Source organism: Pseudomonas sp. D47 (assembly GCF_045447305.1).
In the GTDB taxonomy this organism is placed as follows: Bacteria; Pseudomonadota; Gammaproteobacteria; order Pseudomonadales; family Pseudomonadaceae; genus Aquipseudomonas.
The window spans coordinates 1-26,148 of sequence record NZ_JBJGXU010000075.1; the positions used below are offsets into that span (position 1 = coordinate 1).

The 26,148-nt window shown below is 60.6% G+C and carries 20 protein-coding genes; 7 read left to right on the forward strand and 13 right to left on the reverse strand.

The genetic code is table 11. From position 1 onward, the window contains the following. Positions 1-361 precede the first annotated feature (361 nt). On the reverse strand, positions 362-1,120 hold the full coding sequence (gene map, locus ACI77I_RS28380; RefSeq protein WP_094953620.1) for a type I methionyl aminopeptidase: 759 nt from the start codon (positions 1,118-1,120) through the stop codon (positions 362-364). Continuing rightward, positions 1,120-1,320: a ParD-like family protein gene (locus ACI77I_RS28385; protein WP_003190946.1), complete on the reverse strand. Its 201-nt coding sequence runs from the start codon at positions 1,318-1,320 to the stop codon at positions 1,120-1,122. Before ACI77I_RS28385 ends, map begins: the two co-directional genes overlap by 1 nt. 273 nt (positions 1,321-1,593) lie before the next feature. Between ACI77I_RS28385 and ilvA the strand changes: the two genes are divergently transcribed. Next, positions 1,594-2,616, forward strand: coding sequence for a threonine ammonia-lyase, biosynthetic (gene ilvA, locus ACI77I_RS28390; protein ID WP_406999483.1), 1,023 nt, complete (start codon positions 1,594-1,596; stop codon positions 2,614-2,616). 223 nt (positions 2,617-2,839) lie between these two features. Further along, positions 2,840-3,124 (forward strand): DUF1652 domain-containing protein, encoded by a 285-nt coding sequence (locus tag ACI77I_RS28395; protein WP_094953618.1) that lies wholly within the window; start codon positions 2,840-2,842, stop codon positions 3,122-3,124. Positions 3,125-3,220: 96 nt separating this feature from the next. Here the strand turns inward: ACI77I_RS28395 and ACI77I_RS28400 are convergent, their stop codons facing one another. The 11 genes from ACI77I_RS28400 to ACI77I_RS28450 all read right to left on the reverse strand — a co-directional run bounded on the left by ACI77I_RS28400 (position 3,221) and on the right by ACI77I_RS28450 (position 16,229). Continuing rightward, on the reverse strand, positions 3,221-3,490 hold the full coding sequence (locus ACI77I_RS28400; protein WP_094953617.1) for a DUF2790 domain-containing protein: 270 nt from the start codon (positions 3,488-3,490) through the stop codon (positions 3,221-3,223). Between the two features lie 100 nt (positions 3,491-3,590). Then, positions 3,591-4,529 (reverse strand): carbohydrate kinase, encoded by a 939-nt coding sequence (locus ACI77I_RS28405; RefSeq protein ID WP_094953616.1) that lies wholly within the window; start codon positions 4,527-4,529, stop codon positions 3,591-3,593. 12 nt (positions 4,530-4,541) lie between these two features. Continuing rightward, positions 4,542-6,023 (reverse strand): xylulokinase, encoded by a 1,482-nt coding sequence (gene xylB, locus ACI77I_RS28410; protein ID WP_094953615.1) that lies wholly within the window; start codon positions 6,021-6,023, stop codon positions 4,542-4,544. Positions 6,024-6,158: 135 nt separating this feature from the next. Then, positions 6,159-7,640, reverse strand: a complete 1,482-nt coding sequence (locus tag ACI77I_RS28415) for a mannitol dehydrogenase family protein (RefSeq protein ID WP_094953614.1) — start codon at positions 7,638-7,640, stop codon at positions 6,159-6,161. 16 nt (positions 7,641-7,656) lie between these two features. Continuing rightward, positions 7,657-8,760, reverse strand: a complete 1,104-nt coding sequence (locus ACI77I_RS28420) for an ABC transporter ATP-binding protein (protein WP_094953613.1) — start codon at positions 8,758-8,760, stop codon at positions 7,657-7,659. A 37-nt stretch (positions 8,761-8,797) separates the two neighbouring features. Continuing rightward, on the reverse strand, positions 8,798-9,628 hold the full coding sequence (locus ACI77I_RS28425; RefSeq protein ID WP_094953612.1) for a carbohydrate ABC transporter permease: 831 nt from the start codon (positions 9,626-9,628) through the stop codon (positions 8,798-8,800). A gap of 10 nt (positions 9,629-9,638) precedes the next feature. Further along, a complete protein-coding gene (locus ACI77I_RS28430) occupies positions 9,639-10,529 on the reverse strand; it encodes a carbohydrate ABC transporter permease (protein WP_406999486.1) in 891 nt (296 codons plus the stop codon). A gap of 141 nt (positions 10,530-10,670) precedes the next feature. Then, positions 10,671-11,954: an ABC transporter substrate-binding protein gene (locus ACI77I_RS28435; protein WP_406999498.1), complete on the reverse strand. Its 1,284-nt coding sequence runs from the start codon at positions 11,952-11,954 to the stop codon at positions 10,671-10,673. A gap of 302 nt (positions 11,955-12,256) precedes the next feature. Then, entirely contained in the window at positions 12,257-13,798 is a 1,542-nt protein-coding gene (locus ACI77I_RS28440; protein WP_406999488.1) for a hypothetical protein, read from the reverse strand. A 163-nt stretch (positions 13,799-13,961) separates the two neighbouring features. Then, complete coding sequence (locus ACI77I_RS28445; RefSeq protein ID WP_242155886.1) at positions 13,962-14,867, reverse strand: AraC family transcriptional regulator; 906 nt, start codon at positions 14,865-14,867, stop codon at positions 13,962-13,964. 72 nt (positions 14,868-14,939) lie between these two features. Further along, complete coding sequence (locus ACI77I_RS28450) at positions 14,940-16,229, reverse strand: glycosyltransferase (protein WP_406999490.1); 1,290 nt, start codon at positions 16,227-16,229, stop codon at positions 14,940-14,942. A gap of 171 nt (positions 16,230-16,400) precedes the next feature. Here ACI77I_RS28450 and tpx point away from each other — a divergent pair, with 171 nt between their 5' ends. The 5 genes from tpx (at position 16,401) to ACI77I_RS28475 (ending at position 26,110) form a co-directional block, all read left to right on the forward strand. Further along, positions 16,401-16,901 (forward strand): thiol peroxidase, encoded by a 501-nt coding sequence (gene tpx, locus ACI77I_RS28455; RefSeq protein WP_406999492.1) that lies wholly within the window; start codon positions 16,401-16,403, stop codon positions 16,899-16,901. Positions 16,902-17,131: 230 nt separating this feature from the next. Next, positions 17,132-18,436, forward strand: a complete 1,305-nt coding sequence (locus tag ACI77I_RS28460) for an MdtA/MuxA family multidrug efflux RND transporter periplasmic adaptor subunit (protein WP_094953372.1) — start codon at positions 17,132-17,134, stop codon at positions 18,434-18,436. Continuing rightward, a complete protein-coding gene (locus tag ACI77I_RS28465) occupies positions 18,433-21,534 on the forward strand; it encodes an MdtB/MuxB family multidrug efflux RND transporter permease subunit (protein WP_406999494.1) in 3,102 nt (1,033 codons plus the stop codon). The genes ACI77I_RS28460 and ACI77I_RS28465 overlap by 4 nt, the downstream gene beginning before the upstream one ends. Next, positions 21,531-24,638, forward strand: a complete 3,108-nt coding sequence (locus ACI77I_RS28470; RefSeq protein WP_406999496.1) for an efflux RND transporter permease subunit — start codon at positions 21,531-21,533, stop codon at positions 24,636-24,638. The genes ACI77I_RS28465 and ACI77I_RS28470 overlap by 4 nt, the downstream gene beginning before the upstream one ends. Further along, on the forward strand, positions 24,635-26,110 hold the full coding sequence (locus ACI77I_RS28475) for an efflux transporter outer membrane subunit (RefSeq protein ID WP_094953376.1): 1,476 nt from the start codon (positions 24,635-24,637) through the stop codon (positions 26,108-26,110). The genes ACI77I_RS28470 and ACI77I_RS28475 overlap by 4 nt, the downstream gene beginning before the upstream one ends. Positions 26,111-26,148: the final 38 nt, after the last annotated feature.

Below are 26,148 nucleotides of genomic sequence, written 5' to 3' on the forward strand. Positions count from 1 at the left end.
GGTTTTGGACCGTGGGCCGCCGCCATGGGCCATCCTTGGCCCATCGCGGCTAAACCGGCGTCCTGCCGGTTTACCCACGCTCCAAAGCCTGCGTTCGGCCAGCGTGGTTAACGGGGCGCCTCAGATCAAAATCAAAAGCAGATCAAAAGCAGAGCACGGCGGCCTAGTAGCCGACCTGAGTGGTTGAAGCAAAAGCAGGGCAGAAGCACAGCAGCGCACTCTCTTTCTGATGTACTGAGCTCCAAATGTGGGAGCTGGCTTGCCTGCGATGCAGGCACCTCGGTCTATCAGGCACAACCCATTTCAGCCATCACCCAAATAACAGATATGCCCGCAGCACCCGCCTGCACATCGACAATGCTCAACCCATTACCTGCTGCAAGGTCAGCACCTCAAACCCGTCCGCCGTCACCGCCACGGTGTGCTCCCATTGCGCCGACAAACTGTTGTCCTTGGTCACCACCGTCCAGCCATCCTTCAAGTCGCGCACCTTGGCGCTGCCCTGGTTCAGCATCGGCTCAATGGTAAACACCATGCCTTCACGCAGTTCCAGCCCGGTGCCGGGGCGGCCGAAGTGCAGGACCTGTGGCTCTTCATGCATCTCACGGCCAATACCGTGGCCGCAATACTCACGTACCACGCTGTAGCCATTGGCCTGCGCATGGCTCTGGATCGCATGCCCGATGTCACCCAGGCGTGCGCCGGGCCTGACCTGGCGAATGCCGGCCCACATGGCCTCGAAGGTCTTTTCCACCAGGCGCTGCGCTTTGGGCGCCACGTTGCCGATCATGTACATCTTGCTGGAGTCGGCGATAAAGCCGCCTCTTTCCAGGGTGATGTCGATGTTGATGATGTCGCCGTCCTTGAGCACGTCCTTGGCGCTGGGCATGCCATGGCACACCACCTCGTTGATCGAGGTGTTGATGCAAAAGGGATAGTCGTATTGCCCAAGGCTCGCCGGGCGGGCCTTCAAGTCGTTGCGGATGAAAGCTTCGACGGCGGCGTCCAGTTCCAGGGTGGAGCGGCCGGCGACGACAAAGCCGTCGAGCATCGTGAATACCTGGGCCAGCAGGCGCCCGGATTCACGCATCACAGCCAGTTGCGCGGCAGTCTTGATCATCAGCTGCGCCCCCGGATCAGGTCGGGCTTGTCCAGCAATAGCTTGTTGATCAGCTCGTTGTAGGGCAGGTGCGGGTTGAGTTCGGCGAGCAGGCCGATCTTGATCCAGAACTCGGCCTGGGCGTTGATGGAGCGGTCCATGGCGGCGCTGGCCAGGCGAAGCTGTTCGTGCAGTTGGTCGGTGATCTTGACGATGCCCATGAGGTTCACTGTGTTAAATGGATATACAAAGCGTATACGTTTCGTATGTCGCTAGTAAGCCCCCGCCGGCTAAATGGCGGGCGGCCATTGACTTGCCCGGTGACCGCCGGTTAATTTCGCGGCATGACCTTTCAAACCTTGCGCAGCCAGCCAAGCATTATTACCGCCATTCCTCATTTGGCGGGATAGCACACGGCTGCACCCAAACCCGCCCTAGAGGCGGGTTTTGTTTTTCCGTCTCCAGGGCCATGTATACAAAGCCAGGAGACACCCATGAGCACCTGCACCGCGCCCCACACCGCCGACCCGGGCCTGCTTGAGCACTACGTGAAGAAGATCCTCGCTGCACCGGTCTACGACCTGGCGGTGCGCACACCGTTGCAGGTGGCACCGGCGTTGTCGGTACTGCTGGGCAATCAGATATTGCTCAAGCGCGAAGACTTGCAGCCGACGTTCTCCTTCAAGATTCGCGGCGCTTACAACAAGTTGGTGCAGCTCACGGCCGAGCAAAGAGCGCGTGGCGTGGTGACGGCGTCGGCGGGCAACCATGCGCAGGGTGTAGCGCTGGCGGCGCGGGAGTTGGGGATCAAGGCGCGGATCGTCATGCCATGCAGTACGCCGGAGTTGAAGGTGCTGGGCGTGCGTTCGCGCGGTGCCGAGGCCGTGTTGCATGGCGAGAGCTTTCCGTTTGCCCTGGCCCACGCGTTGCAACTGGCCCAGACCTCGGGTTGTACCTTCGTTTCACCCTTTGATGACCCGGACGTGATCGCCGGCCAAGGCACCGTGGCAATGGAAATACTGCGGCAGCAACAAGGCCCGTTGGACGCGATCTTTGTACCGGTGGGCGGCGGTGGCTTAATCGCCGGGATCGCGGCGTACGTTAAATACCTGCGGCCCGAGGTGCGCATCGTCGGTGTCGAGCCCGAAGGTTCCAGTTGCCTGTTGGCAGCGCTGCGCGCGGGCGAGCGGGTGGTGCTGCCCAGTGTCGATGGGTTTGCCGACGGCACCGCCGTGGCGCAGGTCGGCGCCTATGGTTTTGAGATCTGCCGCGACTGGGTCGATGAAGTCATCACCGTCAGCAACGACCAATTGTGCAGCGCCATCAAGCTGATCTACGACGACACGCGTTCCATCACCGAGCCCTCAGGCGCCTTGGCCGTCGCGGGCATTCGCCAGTTTGTCGAGCAAAACGGCGTGCGCGGGCAAACCCTGGTGGCGGTGAATTCCGGTGCCAATATCAACTTTGATAGTTTGCGACATGTTGCAGAAAGAGTCGCAGCGCAATGTTCAATTTAGTGCATAAACGTTTAATCAATGCTATTCGCCGATGATGTGCACCGAACCTGCAGACTTATATAGCTGCGCGTGTCGCTTATGAGGAAAAGTTACAACGAGAGCGGATTTTGCCGAGTAGGCTTGGGGGTTGTAAGCGTCTTCAAAGGTCGGTAAGACGTGGCAGGCAGGCGCCTGCCGGGCACACAATAATCTGTTGGCAGTCTCATAAAAGGAGAGGTTGGCCATGCTTTCGGAATTAGAACTTCGCAGCATTATTGAAGGAAGTTTCCTGCCTAAACGGTGCGAATGCACCAAAGCCGAAGATGCTTCGTTGACGATCAAAGTCTACGACGACCGTGACCGCGACCGAGTGGATTTGGAAGTCAAAGGTATAAACGCCGACAAACTCGACAGCAGTCGAGCCATTTGCAACCTGATCGCCGGGTTGCGCGAAGACCTCAAGCACTCCCATTCACCTGCTCTACAGAGGCTACCTCTGCAAAGAGTGTCAGGGCGCAGCTATTATTAAGCCCAGTGTGAGGTTGAGTCACCGAAAGAGCGGTGGGCCTGGTAAACGCCAGGCCCAATAAGGCTCGGTTGTTGGTTGTGGTGCTGGCCCAACGCTTCAATTCTGGAAATCACAGGCTTCGGACATTTTCAGGTAGCCCACGTCTTTGATCTTGCCGGCATTATCGACGAACTTGATGTCCGCATTGATGACTTTACAGTCGTTGGTTTGGGTTTCGTTCATGGCAATGACCTTGTCGATGTTCAAGGGCATGCCGTACCGATACGGCACAGGTTTGGCCGCCGTGGCTTGAGTGTCGGCCTGGGCCAGGCCCGAAACGGCTGCCAGTGCCAAGGCGCCGCCGAGCATCAAAGTGCGCAGTTTCATGGTGGTTCTCCGTAAGTGGGTACACCTTCACTCTCGGCGCGCGCGATTAACCATCGATTAATTTTGCCGTGGCTGACAAAACCTTCATGAAACGTTGCGTTCATCCAAGTTGGGCGCGATACGGCAGGTCCGGCCCGGTCTTGCTGCAGGTCAGGGCGGCGGCGCGAATGGCAAAGGCGAGCATGGCGTCGATCTGCGTGCGCGTGAGCTGTTGCAGGCCTTCCACCGAATCCAACTGCTGCTCGGTCAGCCAGGCAATCAACGCGGCCTGGAAGGTGTCACCGGCGCCGACGGTATCGGCCATCACCACCTTCACTGCAGGTGCCGACCAACTGCCGTGCTGGCGGCTGAATACCGTAGCGCCGTCACCGCCACGGGTGAGGAACACCAACTGGCAGCGGTGCTGCAACCAGCCTTGCAGTACGCTTTCCGGCGACTGGTCGGGGTAGAGCAGGTGCAGGTCTTCATCGCTGACTTTGATCAGGTCGGCGTGCTTGACCAACTCGGCCACGCGGTCACGCCACAGTTGGATATCCGGCTGCGGGTTCAAGCGCACATTGGGGTCGAGGCTGATCAGGCGCTTGCCGCTTTCGCGCTTGACCAGGCTCAGCAGGGTGTCGCCGATCGGCTGCACCACCAGCGAAAACGAGCCGACATGCAGCCCGCGAATCTCCTGGCCCAACGTGGGCAAGTGCACAACCCGCAGTAGGCGGTCGGCGCAGCCTTCGCCACGGAAACTGTATTGCGGTGAGCCATTGGCGCCCACCGCGACCATCGCCAGGGTGGTCGGCGCGGGGAACTCGACCAAAAATTGCTCACTGACGCCTTCGTCCTTGAGCACCTGCAACAAGCGCTGGCCGAGAAAGTCGTTGGACACGCCGCCGAACAGCGCGGAGTCGATGCCCAGGCGGCGCAAACCCACCGCCACGTTAAACGGCGAACCGCCGGCAATCGCTTTGTAATTGACCTTGGAAGCCTGCCCGCTGGCATCTTCTTCGCTGAAAAAATCAAACAACGCTTCGCCACACACCAAATACATAGTCGTTCGCTCTTAAAGGGTTGCCACGAGTTGTTGATAGCGCGCGTAGGCCTGTTGATAGGCGCTGACATTGGCCGCCACCGGCAGCGTGCGGCTGGCCGGGTCGACGCTCACGCATTTGTCGCACACGCTGGCCAAGGGTTCGCCGGACTGGCTCCACACCGCCTGGATCGCCGCGCCCAGAGCGGCGGCTTCGCTTTGTTCGGTGCAGATCACTTCGGTGTTCATGATATCGGCAACCATCTGCCGCCACACCGGGCTTTTCGAGCCGCCGCCGATCAGGCGGATGCTGTGGCTTTGCAGGCCGGTCTGGCGCAGCAGGTCGAGGCCATAACGCAGGCCGAAAGTGGTGCCTTCGACCACCGCGCGGCACAGGTTGGCGCGGGTCAGGTTGGTCATGGTCAGGCCGTGCACGCTGCCGGTGGCGTGGGGCAGGGCGGGCACGCGCTCGCCGTTGAGGAAGGGCAGCATGCTCACACCGTCGGCGCCAATCGGCGCCTCGGCGACCAAGGCGTTGAAGGTGGCCAGGTCGAGGTCGAACAGTTCGCGAATCACCCCGGTGGCGTTGGTCAGGTTCATCGTGCAGATCAACGGCAACCAGCCGCCGCTGGAGGAGCAAAAGGTCGCGACCGACGCTTGCGGGCTCACATTCGGTTGCTCGGCAAAGGCGTACACGGTGCCGGACGAACCCAGGCTCATGGTGATCACGCCGGGGGCGATATTGCCGGTGCCGATCGCGCCCATCATGTTGTCGCCGCCGCCGCTGGAAACGCGCGCGTTGGGGTTGATGCCCAGGCGTTCGGCGATGGCTGGCAGGATCGTGCCCACGCTTTGATTCGCCTCGATCAGCTCAGGCAAGGCAGCTTCCAGGCGGCCGCTGGAGTCGATGTGCTGGAGCAGCGCCACGTCCCATTCACGCGTGCGCACGTTGAAATAGCCGGTGCCCGAGGCATCGCCGTATTCCGCGACGGCGCGCCCGGTGAGCCAATAGTTGAGGTAGTCGTGGGGCAATAAAATATGCGCGATGCGCGCGAACACGTCCGGGTGCTGCTCGCGGGTCCAGAGCAATTTGGATACCGTGTAACCGGGGGCGATGGCCACGCCGAGGCGTTCCAGCGAGCCGCGTTCACCGCCCAAATACGCCAGCAGGCGCTCGTTTTCCGGTGCGGTTTCGGTGTCGCACCACAGCTTGGCCGGGCGCAGTACCTGGCCTTGGTCATCGAGTAAAACCAGGCCATGTTGCTGGCCGGAAACACCGATGCCGAGGATGTCCTGGCCGTCCACACCGGCCTGTTGCAAGGCGCGGTGGGTGGCTTCAGTGAAGGCGTCCAGCCATTCCTGGGTGTGCTGTTCGCGCCGGCCATTAGCGCCGCTGATGAGCGTATGCGCCGCGGCGCCCAGGCCGAGTACCTTGCCGCGGGTGGCGTCGAGGACGATGGCTTTGGTGCCCTGGGTGCCGCAGTCGATGCCGAGGTAAAGGTTTTGCTGGGTCATGGTGGAGTGCTCAGCATTATTGTTGGAGTGAAAATGCGGCCAATGTGGGCGCTGGCTTGCCTGCGATGGCGGTCTATCAGTCAGATCATGGCGGGCTGGGCCACCGCTATCGCAGGCAAGCCAGCTCCCACAGGTTTAAGCCGGTTTCTTCAGAAGTTGTTGCAGGGTTTCTGTGACGCCTTTGTCGCGCAAGCTGATGAAACACCGCTCAAACGCTGCCACAAACTCAGGCGAGTTGGGAATAGCCTTGCCAAAAATCTCCTCCACACCCAGCAACCGCTGGCTGATCAACGCATCATCACTGACCAAACCCTGGCAGAACTCAGCGCGCGGATCCGGGATTTTGTAAGTCACGCCATTCTCATCGACACCCTTCAAATACAACGCCCAGGCGGCAACTACCAACGCAGCGCGCTCCGTCTCACGCCCATCGGCAATCAAGCGATTAATGGTCGGCACGGTGAACTTGGGAAACTTCGACGAGCCATCCGAACACACCCGCTCCAACTGGTCGGCAATCGCCTGATTGGAGAAACGATCCACCAACGTCTGCTTGTACTCGGTCAAGTCAATGCCCGGCACCGGCGCCAGATTTGGCGTGACGTCCAGGTCCATATACGCGCGCATATAGGCCACAAACACCGGGTCATTCATGGTGTCGTGTACGAACCGGTAGCCCTTGAGAAAGCCCAGGTAAGTCAGTGCCAAGTGGCTGCCATTGAGCAGGCCGATCTTCATCTCTTCGTAGGGCGTGACGTCATCGGTGAACTGCACGCCAACCTTTTCCCAGGCCGGGCGACCGTTGACGAACTTGTCTTCGAGTACCCACTGCACAAAGGGTTCGCAGACCACCGGCCAGGCATCGTCGATGCCATGGTCATCGTGCAATTGCAGGCGGTGGGCGGTGCTGGTCATCGGTGTGATGCGGTCGACCATAGCATTCGGGAAGCTCACGTTGGCCTTGATCCAGTCATGCAGCTCGGCGTTGTGCAGGGCGGCGAAGGCCAGCAGCGCCTTGCGCGTGACGGCGCCGTTGTGCGGCAGGTTATCGCAGGACATCACGGTAAACGCCGCAACCCCGGCTGCACGGCGTTGGGTCAGCGCGGCGCAGATAAAGCCGAACACGGTTTTTGGCGACTTCGGGTGCGCCAGGTCATGCTGGATCTGCGGCAGGTGGGCCATGAACTCGCCATTGCTGTCGTCGATGCAATAGCCGCCTTCGGTGATGGTCAGCGAGACGATGCGAATCTGCGGGCTGGCCAGTTTGTCGATCAGCGCCTGGGCGCCGTCTTCAGCCAGCAGCATGTCGCTGATCGAGCCGATCACGCGCACGTCGGTGTCGTCGGTGTCACCTAGCTCATAGAGTGTGAACAGGTAATCCTGGCCGGCCAGGTCGTCGCGGGCTTTGCGGTCTTCGCTGCGCAAGCCGACGCCGCAAATGCTCCAGTCCAATCCTTCACCGGTGTTCATCAGCGCATCGGTGTAATACGCCTGATGCGCGCGGTGGAAGCCGCCGACGCCGATATGCGCGATACCTTGCGTGGTGCTGGCAATGGTGTAGGTCGGGGTTTTGACTTCCGGCGCCAACTGGGTGAGGTTCTGTTTATTCAGTTTCATCACAAATCTCGCGAAATCAGGCGGCAGCGCGCAGTGGTCGGGCCACGGCCACGCCGTCGGTGTCGAACAGATGGCAGTGCGCCGGGTCCAGGTGCAGCTGCAGGGTTTCGCCGTACTGGCTGGCCATGTCGCCGCGAATCCGCATGGTTAGCGGCTCGCCGTTGGCGGTGATGACGTGGCAGAAGGTGTCGCTGCCCAGGCGTTCGCCGACGTCGGCGGTGACGGTCAAGGTGGTTTGGCCGGGTGAAGCGATTTCCAGATGCTCCGGACGAATCCCCAGGGTCACCGCGCTGCCCACGCTCAGGCTGGCGCCGCTCAACGGCAGGCTGATGGTGGTGCCGGCGTCCAGTTGTACTTCGCAGCCCTGGCTCTCGATACGGGTGACCTTGCCCTTGAGAAAGCCCATTTTCGGCGTGCCCAAAAAGCCCGCCACAAACAGGTTGGCCGGTTGGTGGTACAGCTCCAGCGGCGAGCCGACCTGTTCGATGCGGCCGCTATTGAGTACGACCACTTTGTCGGCCAAGGTCATGGCTTCAACCTGGTCGTGGGTCACGTAGATCATGGTCGCTTGCAGGTCTTTATGCAGGCGCGCCAGTTCCAGGCGCATCTGCACGCGCAACGCGGCGTCTAGGTTGGACAGCGGTTCGTCAAACAGGAAGATCTTCGGGTTGCGCACAATCGCGCGGCCGATCGCCACACGCTGACGCTGGCCGCCGGACAACTGCTTGGGCTTGCGCTCCAGCAACGGGCCGAGTTCCAGAATGCGCGCGGCTTCGCTGACCTTGCTTTCCACCAGTTTCTTGTCCACACCGGCCAGGTCCAAGGCGAACGACATGTTTTTGCGCACGCTCATGTGCGGGTACAGCGCGTAAGTCTGGAACACCATCGCCAGGTCACGCTTGGCCGGAGTCACTTCGGTGATGTCGCGACCATCCAGTTCGATGGTGCCTTCGGTGACTTCTTCCAGGCCGGCGATCAGGCGCAGCAAGGTGGATTTGCCGCAGCCCGAGGGGCCGACGAAGACCACGAATTCCTTGTCATTCACTTCCAGGTCAATGCCCTTGATGATGGAGAAGCCTTCGAAGCCTTTTTGCAGATTTTTGATTTTCAGGTTGGCCATGGGATGGGCCTCCACTTGGAATTTTTATAAGCAATCGTTACTTAACGGCGCCGAAGGACAAACCCCGCACCAGCTGTTTCTGGCTGAACCAGCCGAAAATCAGGATCGGCGCGCAGGCCAGGGTCGACACGGCCGACAATTTGGCCCAGAACAAGCCTTCGGGGCTGGAGTAGGAGGCGATCAGCGCGGTCAACGGCGCGGCACTCGAGGAGGTCAGGTTCAACGACCAGAACGCCTCGTTCCAGCACAGGATCAGCGACAGCAACACCGTGGAAGCCAGGCCACCCTTGGCAATCGGCAGCAGCACGCGGACCATTTCCTGCCACAGCGTGGCGCCATCCAGGCGCGCGGCTTCGAGGATGTCCTTGGGGATGTCTTTGAAGTAGGTGTAAACCATCCACACCACAATCGGCAGGTTGATCAGGGTGTAGATGATGATCAGCGCAACGCGCGTATCCAGCAGGCCAAGGCTCTTGGCCAGCAGGTAGATCGGCATCAGCACGCCCACCGGCGGCAGCATCTTGGTGGACAACATCCACAGCAGCGTGCCCTTGGTGCGTTTGGTTTCATAGAACGCCATGGAGTAGGCGGCCGGCACCGAGATCAGCAGGCACAGGGCGGTGGCGCTGAACGAAATCACCACCGAGTTCCAGGCGTAGGCGAAGTAGTTGCTGCGCTCGTTGATGTGCAGGTAGTTCTCCAGCGTCGGCGTGAAGATGAACTGCGGCGGCGTGGCAAACGCGTCGATTTCGGTCTTGAAGCTGGTCAGCACCATCCAGAAGATCGGGAAGAAAATCAGGATCGCGATGGCCCAGGCCAAGGTGCCGAGCAACAGGCTTTGCAGGCGGCGGGATTGTTGAAGCGTCATGGCGCGGCCCTCAAGGTTTGTCAGTCAGGTTTTTGCCGATCATCCGCACCAGGATGATCGCCGCGATATTGGCGATGACCACGGCAATCAAGCCGCCGGCCGAGGCCATGCCCACATCGAACTGCACCAGCGCCTGGTTGTAGATCAGGTAGGCGAGGTTGGTCGAGGCGTAGCCGGGGCCACCGTTGGTGGTGGTGAAGATTTCGGCGAATACCGAGAGCAAAAAGATCGTTTCGATCATCACCACCACGGCAATCGGGCGTGCCAGGTGGGGCAGGGTCAGGTGCCAGAAGATCGCGATGGCGCCGGCACCGTCCAGGCGCGCGGCTTCCTTTTGTTCCTGGTCGAGGGACTGCATGGCGGTCATCAGCAGCAGGATCGCGAAGGGCAGCCATTGCCACGACACAATGATGATGATCGACAGCAACGGGTAATGCGCCAGCCAGTCCACCGGCTCGGCGCCGAACAGCTTCCACACGGCGGCGAGAACCCCCGACACCGGGTGGAAAATCAGGTTCTTCCAGATCAGCGCACCGACGGTGGGCATGATGAAGAACGGTGAAATCAACAACACCCGCACCAGGCCGCGACCGAAAAATTCACTGGCCTCAAGCAAAGCACTGATCAGTACGCCGAGCACCACGCTGATCAGCAGCACGCTGCCCACCAGCAACAGGGTATTGGTGGCGCCGGGCAGGAAGCCCGAGTCGGTGATGAAGTAAGTGAAGTTTTCCAGCCCCACGAATTGGTTTTCGCCGGGGTAGAGCAGGTTGTAGCGGATCAGCGAAAAGTACAGGGTCATGCCCAGCGGCACGATCATCCACAGCAGCAACAAGGCCACCGAGGGGCTGACAAGGAACCAGCCGGGGTTGGCCAGACGGTTTTTGGAGGGTGTATTCATGGTGATCATGGCCAGTCAGATGCAGACAGAACTGTGGGAGCGGGCTTGCTCGCGAATGCGCTGTGTCATTCGCTGCATGTGTCGACTGACACTGCGCATTCGCGAGCAAGCCCGCTCCCACATTAATGACGGGGTTGCGTACTATTTGGGATAACCCGCCCGCTTCATTTCACGCTCGGTAGTGGTCTGCGCGGCGGTCAAGGCAGCATCGACCGTTTGCTGACCGGTCAGCGCGCCCGAGAAGAACTTGCCGACCTGGGTGCCAATCGCCTGGAACTCAGGAATGGTCACCAACTGGATACCGATATACGGTACCGGCTTGAGCGTCGGGCTGGTCGGGTCGGCAACTTTCAGCGATTCCAGCGTCACCTTGGCGAACGGCGCAGCCTGCATGTATTCGTCGCTGTAGGTCGACTTGCGCGTGCCTGGCGGCACGTTGGCAATACCGTCGGTCTTGGCCACGAGCTGGCCGTATTCCTTGGAGGTCGCCCAGCTGGTGAACACCTTGGCGGCGTCCTTGGCTTTGGAGCTGGTCGGGATCGCCAGGCTCCAGGAGTACAGCCACGAGGTACCTTTGTCGGTCTTCTCGTGCGGGGCAAAAGTGAAGCCGACATGCTCGGAGACCTTGCTCTGAGTCTTGTCGGTGACGAACGAGCCGGCCACGCTGGCATCGACCCAGATCGCGCACTTGCCGCTGTTGAACAACGCCAGGTTTTCGTTAAAACCGTTGCTGGAAGCACCCGGCGGGCCGGATTTTTTCATGTTGTCGACGTAGAAGTTCAGCGCGTCTTTCCACTCAGGGCCATTGAATTGCGGCTGCCACTTCTCATCAAACCAGCGCGCACCGTAGCCATTGGCCAAGGTGGTGATCAGCGCCATGTTCTCACCCCAACCGGCTTTGCCGCGCAGGCACAGGCCGTACTGCTCTTTGGTCTTGTCGGTGAGTTTTGCTGCGAATTCGCCGATCTGCGTCCAGGTCGGGTGTTCAGGCATGGTCAGCCCGGCGTCCTTGAACAGGTCAGTGCGGTAATAGGTGATCGAGCTTTCGGCGTAGAACGGCAGGGCGTACAGCGAGCCTTTGACGGACAAGCCATCACGCACCGAAGGGAAAACATCATCGAGGTCGTAGGAGGCCGGCAGGTCCTTCATCGGTTCCAGCCAGCCCTTGGCACCCCAGAGTGCGGCTTCGTACATGCCGATGGTCAATACGTCGAACTGCCCGCCTTGAGTGGCGATGTCGGTGGTCAGGCGTTGGCGCAGCACGTTTTCTTCGAGCACCACCCAGTTGAGCTTGATCTGCGGATGCTCGGCCTCGAAGGTTTTCGAGAGCTTTTGCATGCGGATCATGTCGCTGTTGTTGACGGTAGCAATGGTCAGGGTTTGCGCGCCAAAACTGACGGCGCTGAGGGTCATGCATACAGTCATGCAAGAACAGGCAAGCAGCGTTTTTGCTGTGAACTTCATCGCGCACTCCATTTCTGCGCCCAGGGGCTACAGAAGGACAGTTATTGTTGTTGTGTCTTCCTACAGGTAGCCAGGAAGAGTGTGCGTTGATTACAGCCTTCAAATGGGGTTAAGACAAATCCTTGGGCGCACTTGGACTGATACTTTTTTGCACTCGTGGTGGGGCGGGTAAAACGGTTCACCTAACAGCAGGGGAAAAGCACTGGCGTTCCACCGTCGTAACTTTTGCCCTTTTGGATCAAACCTGGCCTGCCGGTTCGTGCCTATGCGCGGCTATTGGCTCGCTGACGCTTTTGCTTGGGCTGTTTGACGGCTTGCGCCAGGGTTTCAAGTGGCGACAGAGGCACCTCTGCTATGGGGGGTCCCCAAGGCACAGAGAGTTGGAGGTAGTGGGTGAAGGGGAAACTTTGGTTAGGGTCCATCTCGGTAATTTTTGCCAGTACGGATTGACGGTTCTTTTGCTCCCATTTGTATTCCGGCGCGTGGTGTTGGGCAGGCATGCTTTCCTTGTAAAAGCTCATGACCTCATCCAATGCCGCACCGGTGCTGGGCGGATACCGCACATCGGTAGTCGAACCACCGGCCATGGTTCGTACACTGCCCTGCAGCTTGGACCAGACAGCGGACCAGCCCGAACCGTCATGTTGCGTGAAGGTGGTGTCGGCGCCGTTTACCTGACCGGTCAGATCACCGGAGCCAGGGTTGATCCGCACGCTGGTGGGATCGATGCTGTGCTGTTGCGCAAAGTCCGTAAACGCCGTGTCAGTCAGTGCTGCCAGGAGTTTTTTGCGCGCCACGTTGAATGAGGACAGCTCAGGAATGTTGTTCAGCCTGATCGGTGATTCGTGCTCACCCGTGCCTGGAATCAGCTGTATCAGCGCCCGGCGGCACAGCTCTGCCAGCTCATGGTCGGCGCGTAAAAGTCTTGCGCCCTGAAGCCCTGGCTTGAACGCTGCGAGAAGCGCCTTCAGCGCCGGCTGCGGCAAACCCACGATGTGTTGGGCGGCGTCTTTTTGCCGCTGTTTGAGGGGCTCAGTACCAGGGTCGGTACCGGTTAAACCCGGGAAAGTCCCTGCGTGCGACAGCTGTCCGAGAGTGGACAGAATGGTATCGCTGTTGACGGTGTCCAAAGGCAGGCCGTAGAACTGCGCGACGGTAGTGTTCGATGTATGAAGTGGGCCGTAGAGCGTTACCCCGCCGGAGTACCCATGCACATCATGGTTTGGCCCCACTACGTTTTTGGCGGCGGCGATAACAGCTGCCGTCGCGGCTTTTGATTCGGCGCACGCGTTCGCATCGAAAATGGCGGGTTCCTTGCCGCCTAAATTGGCAATCGTTCCATTGGGGTGGACGACCATGTCGTCAATGTTGATTTTGTTGCGTTTGGCGTACGACGTGAACGGCTCCGATTGTACGGCTTCAGCAAACGTGGCCCACGCCAGGCCGAAAGTGGATTCAGCCGGGACCCTGACTTTATCGGTCCCACGGTCTGAGCTATCGGTGTCAATCGCTTGCTGCAGGCGGATCAAGCTGTTCGCGACGCTACCGGCCAGTTGCTGGTCACCCTGTTCAATCACGGCCTTGGCGAACTTTTGGAGAGGGGTATTGCTTGGGGTGAGGTTCTGCAGGTCTCGACGGGCGCGCGACAAGCGATTGAGCGGGTTGGGTGAAGCGGGCAGGTGGCTTGTGGGGAGCGCCTGAGCGTGTTTTTGCGGGTGTGGGTGTTGTTCCACCTGACTACGTGGCGTCAGCTCGGCAGGTTGGAGGGCGGGTATGGCAGTGGGTAGCGGCAGACCATTGATCATCGGGTGTCCTTTTTGCTCATGCGTTGAAGGCCGTCCCTCTATCGATTAGATGAGGGGGCTTTCGCTGAGTGGCAGTGGGCTCGATGAGGTTCCTGTGGCGTTTTGCAAAACCAGGCCGTTTCACTGACGAATATCTATTCGGCGTGTTTCGAGGGGGCCAGGGTTAAGCCAGGTTCTGCTCGGTCAGCCGCTGCACCGCCAGGCGCCGGTAGTGTGAGGGTGTCATGCCCTTGAGCTGCTGGAAGCGTCGATTGAAGTTGGAGATATTGTTGAAGCCCGACTCAAAGCACACGTCGGTCACCGCCTTGTCGCCATCGGCCAGCAGTTCGCAGGATTTGCTGATACGCAAGCGGTTCACAAACTCGATAAACGTGCGCCCGGTCGCCTGTTTGAACACCCTGGAGAAGTAGGTCGGCTTCATGCCCAGGTATTCGGCGACTTCCTCCAGCGACAACTCCCGCGCGTAATGCGCAAAAATGTAGTCCACCGCGCGGTTGGTGCGGTCAATGCTGTGCTCATCGGCAAGTTGCGGCGTAGTGACGCCGGACAGCAGTTGGTAGTCCTCACAGGCGCTCAACACTTCCAGCAAGATAAAGAAGTGCCCCAGGCGCGCCATGCCTTGGGCGTCCTCGATGCGTTGCATCAAGTTCATGGCTTGAGCGATGGTCTTTTTACAGCGAAATTCGATGCCGTATTGCGCGCGTTCGAGCAACGGCACCAGGCTCTTGAGTTCGGTGAAGATCTGGCTGCCGCCCTCGAACAGCTCGTCGGTGAAGTTCACCAGCATGTCGCGCTTGGGCACCACCTCGTCTTCCTCCACCTGGCTGATCCAGTTGTGGGGCAGGTTGGGGCCGGTGAGGAACAGGCTTTGCGGGTAGAAGTTGCCGATGTAATCGCCGATAAACACCTTGCCTGCGCTGGCGACGATCAGGTGCAGCTCGTATTCCTTGTGGAAATGCCAGCGCACCAGTGGGCAGGGGAAGCCGTGCTGGCGATAGATGATGGACAGACCGTTGTGATCGTCCATCAACTCGTAGGAAGGGTCGGTGATTCGCGTTGCTCGGGTCATGCTGCCGTCGCTTTATTGTGGTTGCTGCCTGGGATAATGCCCCCTCGCGCGCAACCTCGCCAGCGTCAGTGCTTATACGTTGCGGTTTTTAGCCTCGATCCACTGGGACATGTACTGCGTACTCTTATGCGCATGGTGGCGCAGCATGCTGCCGATGAAGTTGTCGCGGCGATGGGCCGAAAGGTTGCTGCGGCACTGCTCCAGGCATTCCACCAGCGCCGGGCCGTGGATGGCCAAGTCATAGCGACGGGCCAGCAATCGGCGGCCGTTTTCTTGGGCCTGGGTCCAGCGTTCACGGTCTTGATACAGCGCCACGGCAGCTGCGGCCAGGGCTTGCGCGTTGTGCTCAATCGCACCCGGCCACGGTTGCTCATCGCCCATGCCTTCGGCGCCAATCGGCGTGGTGATATTCGGCGTGCCGCACAGCATGGCATCGGCCAGCTTGCCCTTGATGCCGGCGCCAAAACGCAGCGGCGCCAGGCAGATGCGCGCGGCGCTCATCACCGCGAGTGCATCTTCGGCCCAGTTCATCACGTGAAAACCCTGGGCGGGGCTATGCAGGGCGGTGGCCTTGGGCGGTGTGTAGGAACCGTAGATATGCAGTTGAGCGCCCGGCAATTGCTGGCGGATCAGCGGCCAGAGGCTGTTCTTCATCCACAACACCGCATCCCAGTTGGGCGCGTGGCGGAAATTGCCGATGCTGAGGAAATGCGCGCGGTCTTCGAACGGTGTGAAGGCCTCGGTCGGCGGCTCCAGCATCAGCGGGCACCAGTGGAGCAGGGCGGTCAGCACCTTGAACTGCTCGGTGAGCAGCCGGGCTTCGACGTCGGAGATCATTAGGCTGATGTCGCAGCGCAAAATCGCCGCGATCTCGCGCTTGGCCACGTCGGTGTCGGCCATCCGTTGAAATTCATCCTGCAGCGCAGGGGCGAACAGCGGGCTGAAGTCGTCGTCGTGAGGATGCGCCTTGAGGTGGTCCTTGAGGCGCTGCTGGCGGGCGTCGCGCAGGCTTTGCAGGTCGCAGGTCTCCAGCACGCGCAGGGCGTCGGGGCAGTGCTTTTCCACACGCCAGCCGAACTGTTCTTCCATCATGAAACGGTCGAACAGCACGATATCCGGGGCCAGTTCGCGGATAAAGTCATCGAAACTGCTGTTATTCAGCGCGATGGCGCATTCGGTGATGCCCAGCGCTGGCAAATCGGCCTTGTGCTCGCCAACCGTCGCGGGGCTGGCGAAGGTAACGTCCCAACCTTGTGTCAGAAAGGTCTCGAGAATTTGCATCATGTGCCCGCCGGCAGCCGAGGAACGGGGTTCCGGCCAGACATAACCAATGACCAGGACTGTGGTGGCGGGCTGATTCATCAACGACGGTTTCCTTGCAGGGTGGGCGAAAAGCGCGCAATTAAACCATAGCTGCCGTCGCCAAGGCGTCGGCATGACAATTTACGTTCGGGCATAGGTAGCTACGGCAGTTTGTGGTTAACTTCTGCGTCTCGATTTCGTTTAATCAAACCCAGCATAAGGATTCCGTTCATGGCCCAAGTCACCCTTCGTGGTAACCCTGTCCAGGTTGAAGGCGAATTGCCTAAAACCGGTTCCACCGCCCCAGATTTCGCCCTGACCACCGTCGAACTGTCGGAAGCGACCCTGGAAACTTTCGCCGGCAAGCGCAAAGTGTTGAACATCTTCCCAAGCGTTGACACCCCGACCTGCGCGACTTCGGTACGCAAGTTCAACGCCCAGGCCAACGATGTGAGCAACACTGTCGTGCTGTGCATCTCCTCTGACCTGCCGTTTGCCCAGAAACGTTTCTGCGGCACTGAGGGTCTGGACAACGTGCTGAGCCTGTCGGATTTCCGCGACCCAGGCTTCGCCGTCGACTACGGTGTGTCTATCGTTGATGGCCCACTGAAAGCCCTGACCGCCCGTGCCGTGGTGGTACTGGACGAGAACAACAACGTGCTGCACAGCGAATTGGTCAGCGAAATCGGCCAAGAGCCAAACTACGAAGCGGCCCTGGCTGTTTTGAAGTAACTGTTTCAGCGCATTACTGTCTTTTCGCAGTAACACGCTTGATAGATGATTGCGGCCTGGCCTAGTCCAGGCCGTTTTCATTTAGAGTCAGCGGCTTAGCTAAATAGCGACTGGACTAAGGCCAGAAGTTAAAAGTTGTAAGTCCAAGGTAAATTGCCGGTAAAGGCGCTTTTCTTAATGCGCCCCAGTGCTTATCTTTCAGCCTCCTAAAGAAGAAGCTCTCGCGCCCAATGGTTGATCACTCGATGCAATCCTCCCCCCGCAACTCCCGTCGCTGGCTGTTCGGCCTGCTCGTGCTGCTGGTTATCGCCGGCCTGTGCTGGAAGTTCTGGCCTGCCAGCCATAAGGATGGCGCCGCCCAGAAACCGGCCGGGCACACCGGCAAGACGGGGATGGCGCGCCCTGGCTTCGGCGGTTCCACCGGCCCGGTGCCGGTGCGTGTGGCACCGGCGGTGCTGGGGGAATTCCCGGTGTACTACAAGGCCTTGGGCACGGTGACCGCGCTCAACACCATTAATGTACGCAGCCGGGTGGGCGGTGAGCTGGTGAAGATCGCCTTTGAAGAAGGGCAGATGGTCAAGGCCGGTGACCTGCTGGCGGAAATCGACCCGCGCAGCTACCAGAACGCCTTGCTTCAGGCTCAGGGCACGCTGATGCAAAACCAGGCCCAGCTGAAAAACGCCCAGGTTGACGTGCAGCGTTACCGCGACTTGTATGCCCAGGACAGTATCGCCAAACAGACCCTGGACACCGCCGAAGCACTCGTCCTGCAATACCAGGGCACGGTCAAGACCAACCAGGGCGCGGTGGACGACGCCAAGCTCAACCTCGAATTCACCAAGATCCGTGCGCCGATCAGCGGCCGGGTGGGCTTGCGTCAGGTCGATGTGGGCAATTTGGTGGCCGCCAACGACACCACCTTCCTCGCGGTGATCACCCAGACCCAGCCGATCAGCGTGGTCTTTACCCTGCCGGAAAGCACCCTGGACACCGTGCTCGCCCGTTACCACGCCGGCAACAAGCTGCCGGTGGAAGCCTGGGACCGTGGCGACACAAAAAAACAGGCAGTCGGCGTGCTGCAGAGCCTGGATAACCAGATTGACGTGACCACCGGCACCCTGAAATTCAAGGGCCGTTTCGATAACAAGGACCAGGCGCTGTTCCCTAACCAGTTCGTCAACGTGCGCCTGCTGGCCGATACCTTGCACAACGTAGTGCTGGCGCCGTCCGCTGCGATCCAGTTCGGCAACAACGGCACCTTTGTCTACAAGCTCGATGGCGACAAGAAGGTCAAGGTCCAACCTTTGGTGGTCGGTGACACCGACGGCGACAACACCGTGATCAAGGAAGGTTTGGTCGCGGGTGACCGCGTCGTCATGGAAGGCACCGACCGCCTGAAGGAAGGCAGCGAAATCGAAGTGGTCAACGACAGCACTGAAGTGCCGACCACGCCGACCGAACACCTGCAAGGCAAACCCGCGGCGAAAGGGGAGACCGGCGCTGACGCCGGCAAGGCGCAAAAGGTCGGTTCATGAACCTGTCGCGCCTGTTTATCCTTCGCCCGGTTGCCACTACGCTGAGCATGCTGGCCATTGTCCTGGCCGGTATTATTTCGTATCGCTTGCTGCCGGTTTCGGCCTTGCCCCAGGTGGATTACCCGACGATCCGGGTAATGACTCTGTACCCCGGCGCCAGCCCCGATGTGATGACCAGCGCGGTAACAGCGCCGCTTGAGCGCCAGTTCGGGCAAATGCCCGGGCTGACCCAGATGGCGTCGACCAGCTCCGGCGGTGCGTCGGTGCTCACGCTGCGTTTCAACCTCGACATCAATATGGATGTTGCCGAGCAACAGGTGCAGGCCGCGATCAACGCGGCAACCAACCTGTTGCCCAAGGATTTGCCGGCGCCGCCGGTCTACAACAAGGTCAACCCGGCGGACACCCCGGTGCTGACCCTGGCGATCACGTCCAAGACCATGCTGCTGCCCAAGCTCAATGACTTGGTGGACACGCGCATGGCGCAAAAAATTGCGCAGATCAGTGGCGTCGGCATGGTCAGCATCGCCGGTGGCCAGCGCCAGGCCGTGCGCATCAAGGTCAACCCCGAGGCCCTGGCCGCCAATGGCTTGAACCTGTCGGACGTGCGCACCCTGATTGCTGCCTCCAACGTCAACCAGCCCAAGGGTAACTTCGACGGCCCCACGCGGGTGTCGATGCTCGACGCCAACGACCAGTTGGTCTCGCCCGAGCAATATGCCGAATTGATCCTGGCCTACAACAACGGCGCGCCGTTACGCCTTAAAGATGTGGCGCAGATCGTCGACGGTGCCGAAAACGAGCGCCTTGCCGCCTGGGCCAACGAAAACCAGGCCGTGCTGTTGAATGTCCAGCGCCAGCCGGGCGCCAACGTGATTGAGGTGGTCGACCGTATCAAGGCGTTGCTGCCGAGCATCACCGACAACCTGCCGGCCGGCCTTGAGGTCACAGTGCTCACCGACCGCACCCAGACCATCCGCGCCTCGGTTACCGATGTGCAACACGAATTGCTGATCGCCATTGCCCTGGTGGTGATGGTGACGTTCCTGTTCCTGCGCCGCTTCAGCGCCACGATCATTCCGTCGATTGCCGTACCGCTGTCGCTGATCGGCACCTTTGGCGTGATGTACCTGGCGGGTTTCTCCATCAACAACCTGACACTGATGGCCCTGACCATCGCCACCGGCTTTGTGGTGGACGATGCCATCGTGATGCTGGAGAACATCTCACGTTACATCGAAGAGGGCGAGACGCCGCTCAATGCGGCGCTCAAGGGCGCCAAGCAGATTGGCTTCACCTTGATTTCCCTGACGCTGTCGTTGATTGCGGTGTTGATCCCGCTGCTGTTCATGGCTGACGTGGTCGGGCGGCTGTTCCGCGAATTCGCCATCACCCTGGCGGTGGCAATCCTGATTTCCCTGGTGGTCTCGCTGACCCTCACGCCGATGATGTGCGCGCGCCTGCTCAAGCGTGAACCCAAGGAAGAAGACCAGAGCCGTTTCTACAAGGCCAGCGGCGCGTGGATCGACTGGTTGATCGCGCGTTATGCAAGCATGTTGCAGTGGGTACTCAAGCACCAGCCGCTGACCCTGCTGGTGGCTATCGCTACCCTGGGCCTGACCGTGGTGCTGTACCTGGTGGTGCCCAAGGGCTTTTTCCCGGTGCAGGACACCGGGGTGATCCAGGGCATTTCCGAGGCGCCGCAGTCGATTTCGTTTGCTGCCATGAGCCAGCGTCAGCAGGAATTGGCCAAGGTCATCCTGGCTGACCCGGCGGTGGACAGCCTGTCGTCCTACATTGGCGTGGATGGCGATAACGCCACCCTCAACAGCGGGCGCCTGCTGATCAACCTCAAGGCCCACGGCCAGCGCGACTTGAGCGCGGCCCAGGTGATCACGCGGTTGCAGCCGCAAATCGACAAGCTGGTGGGCATTCGCCTGTTCATGCAGCCGGTGCAAGACCTGACCATCGAAGACCGTGTGAGCCGCACTCAGTACCAATTCAGCATGTCCTCGCCCGATGCCGAGCTGTTGGCGCTGTGGAGCGATAAGCTGGTGCACACCTTGCGTCAGTTGCCGGAACTCACCGACGTCGCCAGCGACCTGCAGGACAAAGGCCTGCAAGTGTTCCTGGTGATTGACCGCGACGCTGCCTCGCGCCTGGGCGTGAGTGTGTCGACCATCACCGACGCGCTGTACGACGCCTTCGGCCAGCGGCAGATTTCCACCATTTACACTCAGGCCAGCCAGTACCGCGTGGTGCTGCAGGCGCAGTCCGGTGAAACCCTCGGCCCTGCGGCGCTGAACCAGATCTATGTGAAAACCACCGACGGCGGCCAAGTGCGGCTGTCGAGCCTGGCCCACGTGGAGCAACGCCAGGCGCAGTTGGCGATCTCGCACATCGGCCAGTTCCCGGCGGTGATGATGTCGTTCAACCTGGCCCCCGGCGTCGCGCTGGGTAAAGGCGTGGAGCTGATCAACCAGACCCAGAAAGACATCGGCATGCCGATCGGCGTGCAGACCCAGTTCCAGGGCGCGGCACAGGCCTTTGAAGCGTCGCTGTCGAGCACCTTGTTGCTGATCCTGGCGGCGGTGGTGACCATGTACATCGTGCTCGGCGTGCTCTACGAGAGCTATATCCACCCGATCACCATCCTCTCGACCTTGCCGTCGGCTGCGGTGGGGGCCTTGCTGGCGTTGCTGCTCAGCGGCAATGACCTGGGCATGATTGCGATCATCGGCATCATCTTGCTGATCGGTATCGTGAAAAAGAACGCGATCATGATGATCGACTTCGCCCTCGACGCCGAACGCAACCAAGGCCTGGACCCGCAGACCGCGATTTATCAGGCGGCGCTGTTGCGTTTCCGGCCGATCCTGATGACCACCTTGGCGGCCTTGTTTGGCGCGGTGCCATTGATGTTGGCCACCGGTTCCGGCGCCGAGTTGCGCCAGCCGCTGGGCCTGGTGATGGTTGGCGGCTTGCTGGTGAGCCAGGTCTTGACCCTGTTCACCACGCCGGTGATCTACCTGTATTTTGATCGTCTGGGCCGTCGCTGGCGCAAAGAGCCGCAAAGCCTGGAGCCGGTTGAGTCATGAACCTGTCCGGACCGTTTATTCGCCGGCCGGTAGCGACCATGCTGCTGAGCCTGGCGATCATGTTGCTGGGCGGCGTCAGCTTCAATTTGCTGCCGGTGTCGCCGCTGCCGCAGATCGACTTTCCGGTGATCGTGGTCTCGGCCAGCTTGCCCGGCGCCAGCCCCGAGGTGATGGCGTCCACCGTGGCCACGCCGCTGGAGCGCTCGTTCGGTGCGATTGCCGGTATCACCACCATGAGCAGTTCGTCGAGCCAGGGCTCGACGCGGGTGATCCTGGCGTTCGACTCCGACCGAGATATCAACGGTGCGGCGCGTGAAGTGCAGGCGGCGATCAACGCCTCGCGCAACCTATTGCCCAGCGGCATGCGCAGCATGCCGACCTACAAGAAGATCAACCCGTCCCAGGCACCGATCATGGTGCTGTCGCTGACCTCCGACGTGCTGCAAAAGGGCCAGTTGTATGACCTGGCGTCGACGATCCTCTCGCAAAGCCTGTCCCAGGTGCCGGGTGTGGGCGAAGTGCAAATCGGCGGCAGCTCCTTGCCGGCGGTGCGTATCGAGCTGGAACCCAAGGCCCTCGACCAGTACGGTGTGGCCCTGGACGATGTGCGCAACACCATCGCCAACGCCAACCAGCGCCGGCCCAAGGGTTCGTTGGAAGACGGCGAGCGTAACTGGCAGATCCAAGCCAACGACCAGCTGGAAAAAGCCAAGGATTACGAACCGCTGCTGATTCGCTACCAGAATGGCGCGGCCTTGCGCCTGGGCGATGTGGCGAAGATCAGCGACGGCGTGGAAGACCGTTACAACAGCGGCTTTTTCAACAATGATTCGGCGGTGCTGCTGGTGATCAACCGCCAGTCCGGCGCCAACATCATCGAGACGGTCCGGCAGATCAAGGCGCAGTTGCCGGCGTTGCAGGCGGTGCTGCCGTCCAGCGTCAAGCTCAACCTGGCCATGGACCGCTCGCCGGTGATCACCGCCACCTTGCATGAAGCCGAGATGACCTTGCTGATTGCCGTGACCCTGGTGGTGCTGGTGGTGTACCTGTTCCTGGGTAACTTCCGCGCCTCGTTGATCCCGACCTTGGCGGTGCCGGTGTCGCTGGTGGGCACCTTTGCGGTGATGTACCTGTTCGGTTTCTCGTTGAACAACTTCTCGCTGATGGCCTTGATCCTGGCCACCGGTTTGGTGGTGGACGATGCCATCGTGGTGCTGGAGAACATTTCCCGGCATATCGACGACGGCGTGCCGCCAATGAAGGCGGCGTACCTGGGCGCGCAGGAAGTCGGCTTTACCTTGCTGTCGATGAACGTGTCGCTGGTGGCAGTGTTCCTGTCGATCCTGTTTATGGGCGGCATCGTCACCAACCTGTTCCGGGAGTTTTCCATCACCTTGTCGGCGGCGATCATCGTTTCGCTGATCGTCTCGCTGACCTTGACCCCGATGCTCTGCGCGCGCTGGCTCAAGCCGCATGTCAAAGGCCAGATGACCGGTTTGCAGCGCTGGAGCCACAGGGTCAACGAGCGCATGGTTGCGGTCTATGCCACCAGCCTGGACTGGGTGCTGCGCCACCGGCGCCTGACCCTGCTGAGCCTGTTGCTCACCGTGGGCGTGAACATCGCGTTGTACGTGGTGGTGCCGAAAACCTTCATGCCGCAGCAGGACACCGGCCAGTTGATCGGTTTTGTGCGTGGCGACGATGGGCTGTCGTTCAGTGTGATGCAGCCCAAGATGGAGATCTTCCGCCAGGCGGTCTTGAAAGACCCGGCGGTGCTCAGCGTGGCCGGGTTTATCGGCGGCAACAGCGGCACCAACAACGCGGTGATGCTGGTGCGCCTCAAGCCGATCGCTGAGCGCAAGCTCTCGGCCCAGGCGGTGATCGAACGTATCCGCAAGGAAGTCCCGCTGGTACCGGGTGGGCGTCTGTTCCTGATGGCCGACCAGGACCTGCAATTTGGCGGCAGCCGCGACCAGACCAGCGCGCAATATTCCTACATCCTGCAAAGCGGCGATTTGGCCGCGTTGCGCCTGTGGTACCCGAAAGTGGTCGCGGCCCTGCGTGAGCTGCCGGAGCTGACCGCCATCGACGCCCGTGAGGGCCGTGGTGCGGCGCAGGTGACGCTGATGGTCGACCGCGATCAGGCCAAGCGCCTGGGCATCGACATGAGCATGGTCACGGCGGTGCTGAACAACGCCTACAGCCAGCGGCAGATCTCCACCATCTATGACAGCCTCAACCAGTACCAGGTGGTGATGGAGGTCAACCCCAAATATGCCCAGGACCCGATTACCCTGAACCAGATGCAGGTGATCACGGCCACCGGCGCGCGGGTGCCACTGTCGACCATTGCCCATTACGAAAACAGCCTGGCCGATGACCGCGTCAGCCATGAAGGCCAGTTCGCCTCGGAAGACATTGCCTTCGACATGGCGCCTGGGGTGACGGTTGAGCAGGGCACGGCCGCCATCGAGCGGGCGATTGCCAAGGTGGGCTTGCCCGAAGATGTGATCGCCAAGATGGCCGGCACCGCCGATGCCTTCGCGGCGACCCAGAAGGGCCAGCCATTCATGATTCTCGGCGCGCTGGTGGCGGTGTACTTGGTGCTGGGCATTCTGTATGAAAGTTACATTCACCCGCTGACCATCCTCTCGACCTTGCCGTCGGCCGGTGTCGGCGCGTTGCTCTCGATCTACTTACTGGGTGGCGAGTTCAGCCTGATCTCGCTGCTGGGGTTGTTCCTGCTGATCGGGGTGGTGAAAAAGAACGCGATCCTGATGATCGACCTGGCCCTGCAACTGGAGCGCCACGACGGCATGAGCCCGTTGGAATCGATTCGCAGCGCCTGCTTGTTGCGGCTGCGGCCGATCCTGATGACCACACTCGCCGCGATCCTCGGCGCCTTGCCGCTGCTGCTGGGCTCCGGCGACGGCGCGGAAATGCGCCAGCCGCTGGGCCTGACCATTATCGGCGGCCTGGTGTTCAGCCAGATCCTGACCCTTTACACCACCCCGGTGGTTTACCTCTATCTCGACCGCGCGCGCCACCGCTTCAACGCCTGGCGCGGTGTGCGTACCGATGCTGCCTTGGACACTGCGCTATGACCGATTCAACGTTTGCCAAATTGGCCATGAGCATGCCCCGTGGTTCCCGCGTCGCCAGCCTGGTGCTGTGCGCGGCCTTGCTCAGCGCCTGCGCCATCGGCCCCGATTACAAACGGCCGGAGGTGGTCGAGCCGGTGCAATTCAAGGAGGCCCAGGGCTGGAGTCAGGCGACGCCGAGTGATTCCCTGGCCCGTGGCGCCTGGTGGGAGCTGTACGGCGACCGCCAACTGAACGACCTGGTGACACGCCTGAACAACTCCAACCAGACCGTGGCCCAGGCCGAAGCACGTTTTCGCCAGGCCCAGGCGCAGGTGCGCAGCGCGCGCGGTGCGTTTTTTCCGACGGTGGACTTGAGCGCCGGCAAGACCCGCGCCAGCCAGGGCACTGGTAGCAGTAATGCGAGCCTCAGCAGTTCCAGCAGCGGTATTCGCGACACGCTCAACGCGCAATTGGGCGTGAGTTGGGAGGCGGACGTGTGGGGCAAATTGCGCCGTGGCCTGGAGGCCAATGAAGCGACTGCCGAGGCCAGTTCGGCGGACCTGGCGGCGATGCGTTTGAGCCAGCAATCGGAGCTGGTGCAGGACTACCTGCAATTGCGGGTCATGGATGAACAGACGCGCTTGTTGCAAGCCACACTGGACACTTACCAGCGCTCGCTGAAAATGACTGAAAACCAATACCGCGCCGGTGTGTCGGGCAAGGATGCGATCGCCCAGGCGCAAACACAGCTCAAGACGACCCAGGCGAGCCTGATCGACTTGATCTGGCAGCGTGCACAACTGGAGAATGCCATTGCGGTGTTGATCGGTGAGGCGCCAGCCAATTTCAACCTGGCCGTGAGCAAGGATATTCCTGCATTGCCGCAGATTCCCGTGAGCTTGCCGTCGCAATTGCTGGAGCGTCGTCCGGATATTGCTTCGGCTGAGCGGTCGGTGATGGCTGCCAACGCGAATATTGGTGTGGCCAAGGCGGCCTATTATCCGGATTTGACCTTGAGCTTGGCGGGTGGGTATTCCAGCAGTACTTATGCGAATTGGATCAGTTTGCCTAATCGGTTTTGGTCGGTTGGGCCTAAGTTGGCGATGACGTTGTTCGACGGTGGGCAGCGGTCGGCGGAGGTTGATCGGACTGTGGCGTCTTATGACGAGACGGTGGCTAAGTATCGCCAGACGGTGCTGGATGGGTTCCGTGAGGTGGAAAACTACATGGTGCAGTTGAAGGTGCTGGAAGACGAGGCGGTCGTCAGTAACGAAGCCTTGGATGCGGCGCGTGAATCGCTGCGGTTGACCGAGAACCAGTATAAGGCGGGGTTGATTGCTTATCTGGATGTGGTGACGGTGCAGGCTACGGCGCTTAGTAATGAGCGGACGGTGCTGACGTTGTTGCAGACGCGGTTGGTGGCGAGTGTGCAGTTGATTGCTGCCTTGGGTGGTGGGTGGGATGGGCAGACGTCGGTTGCTGGCAAGGAGTGACTGAGTACATATCCGTTATTTGGGTAACGGCTGAAATG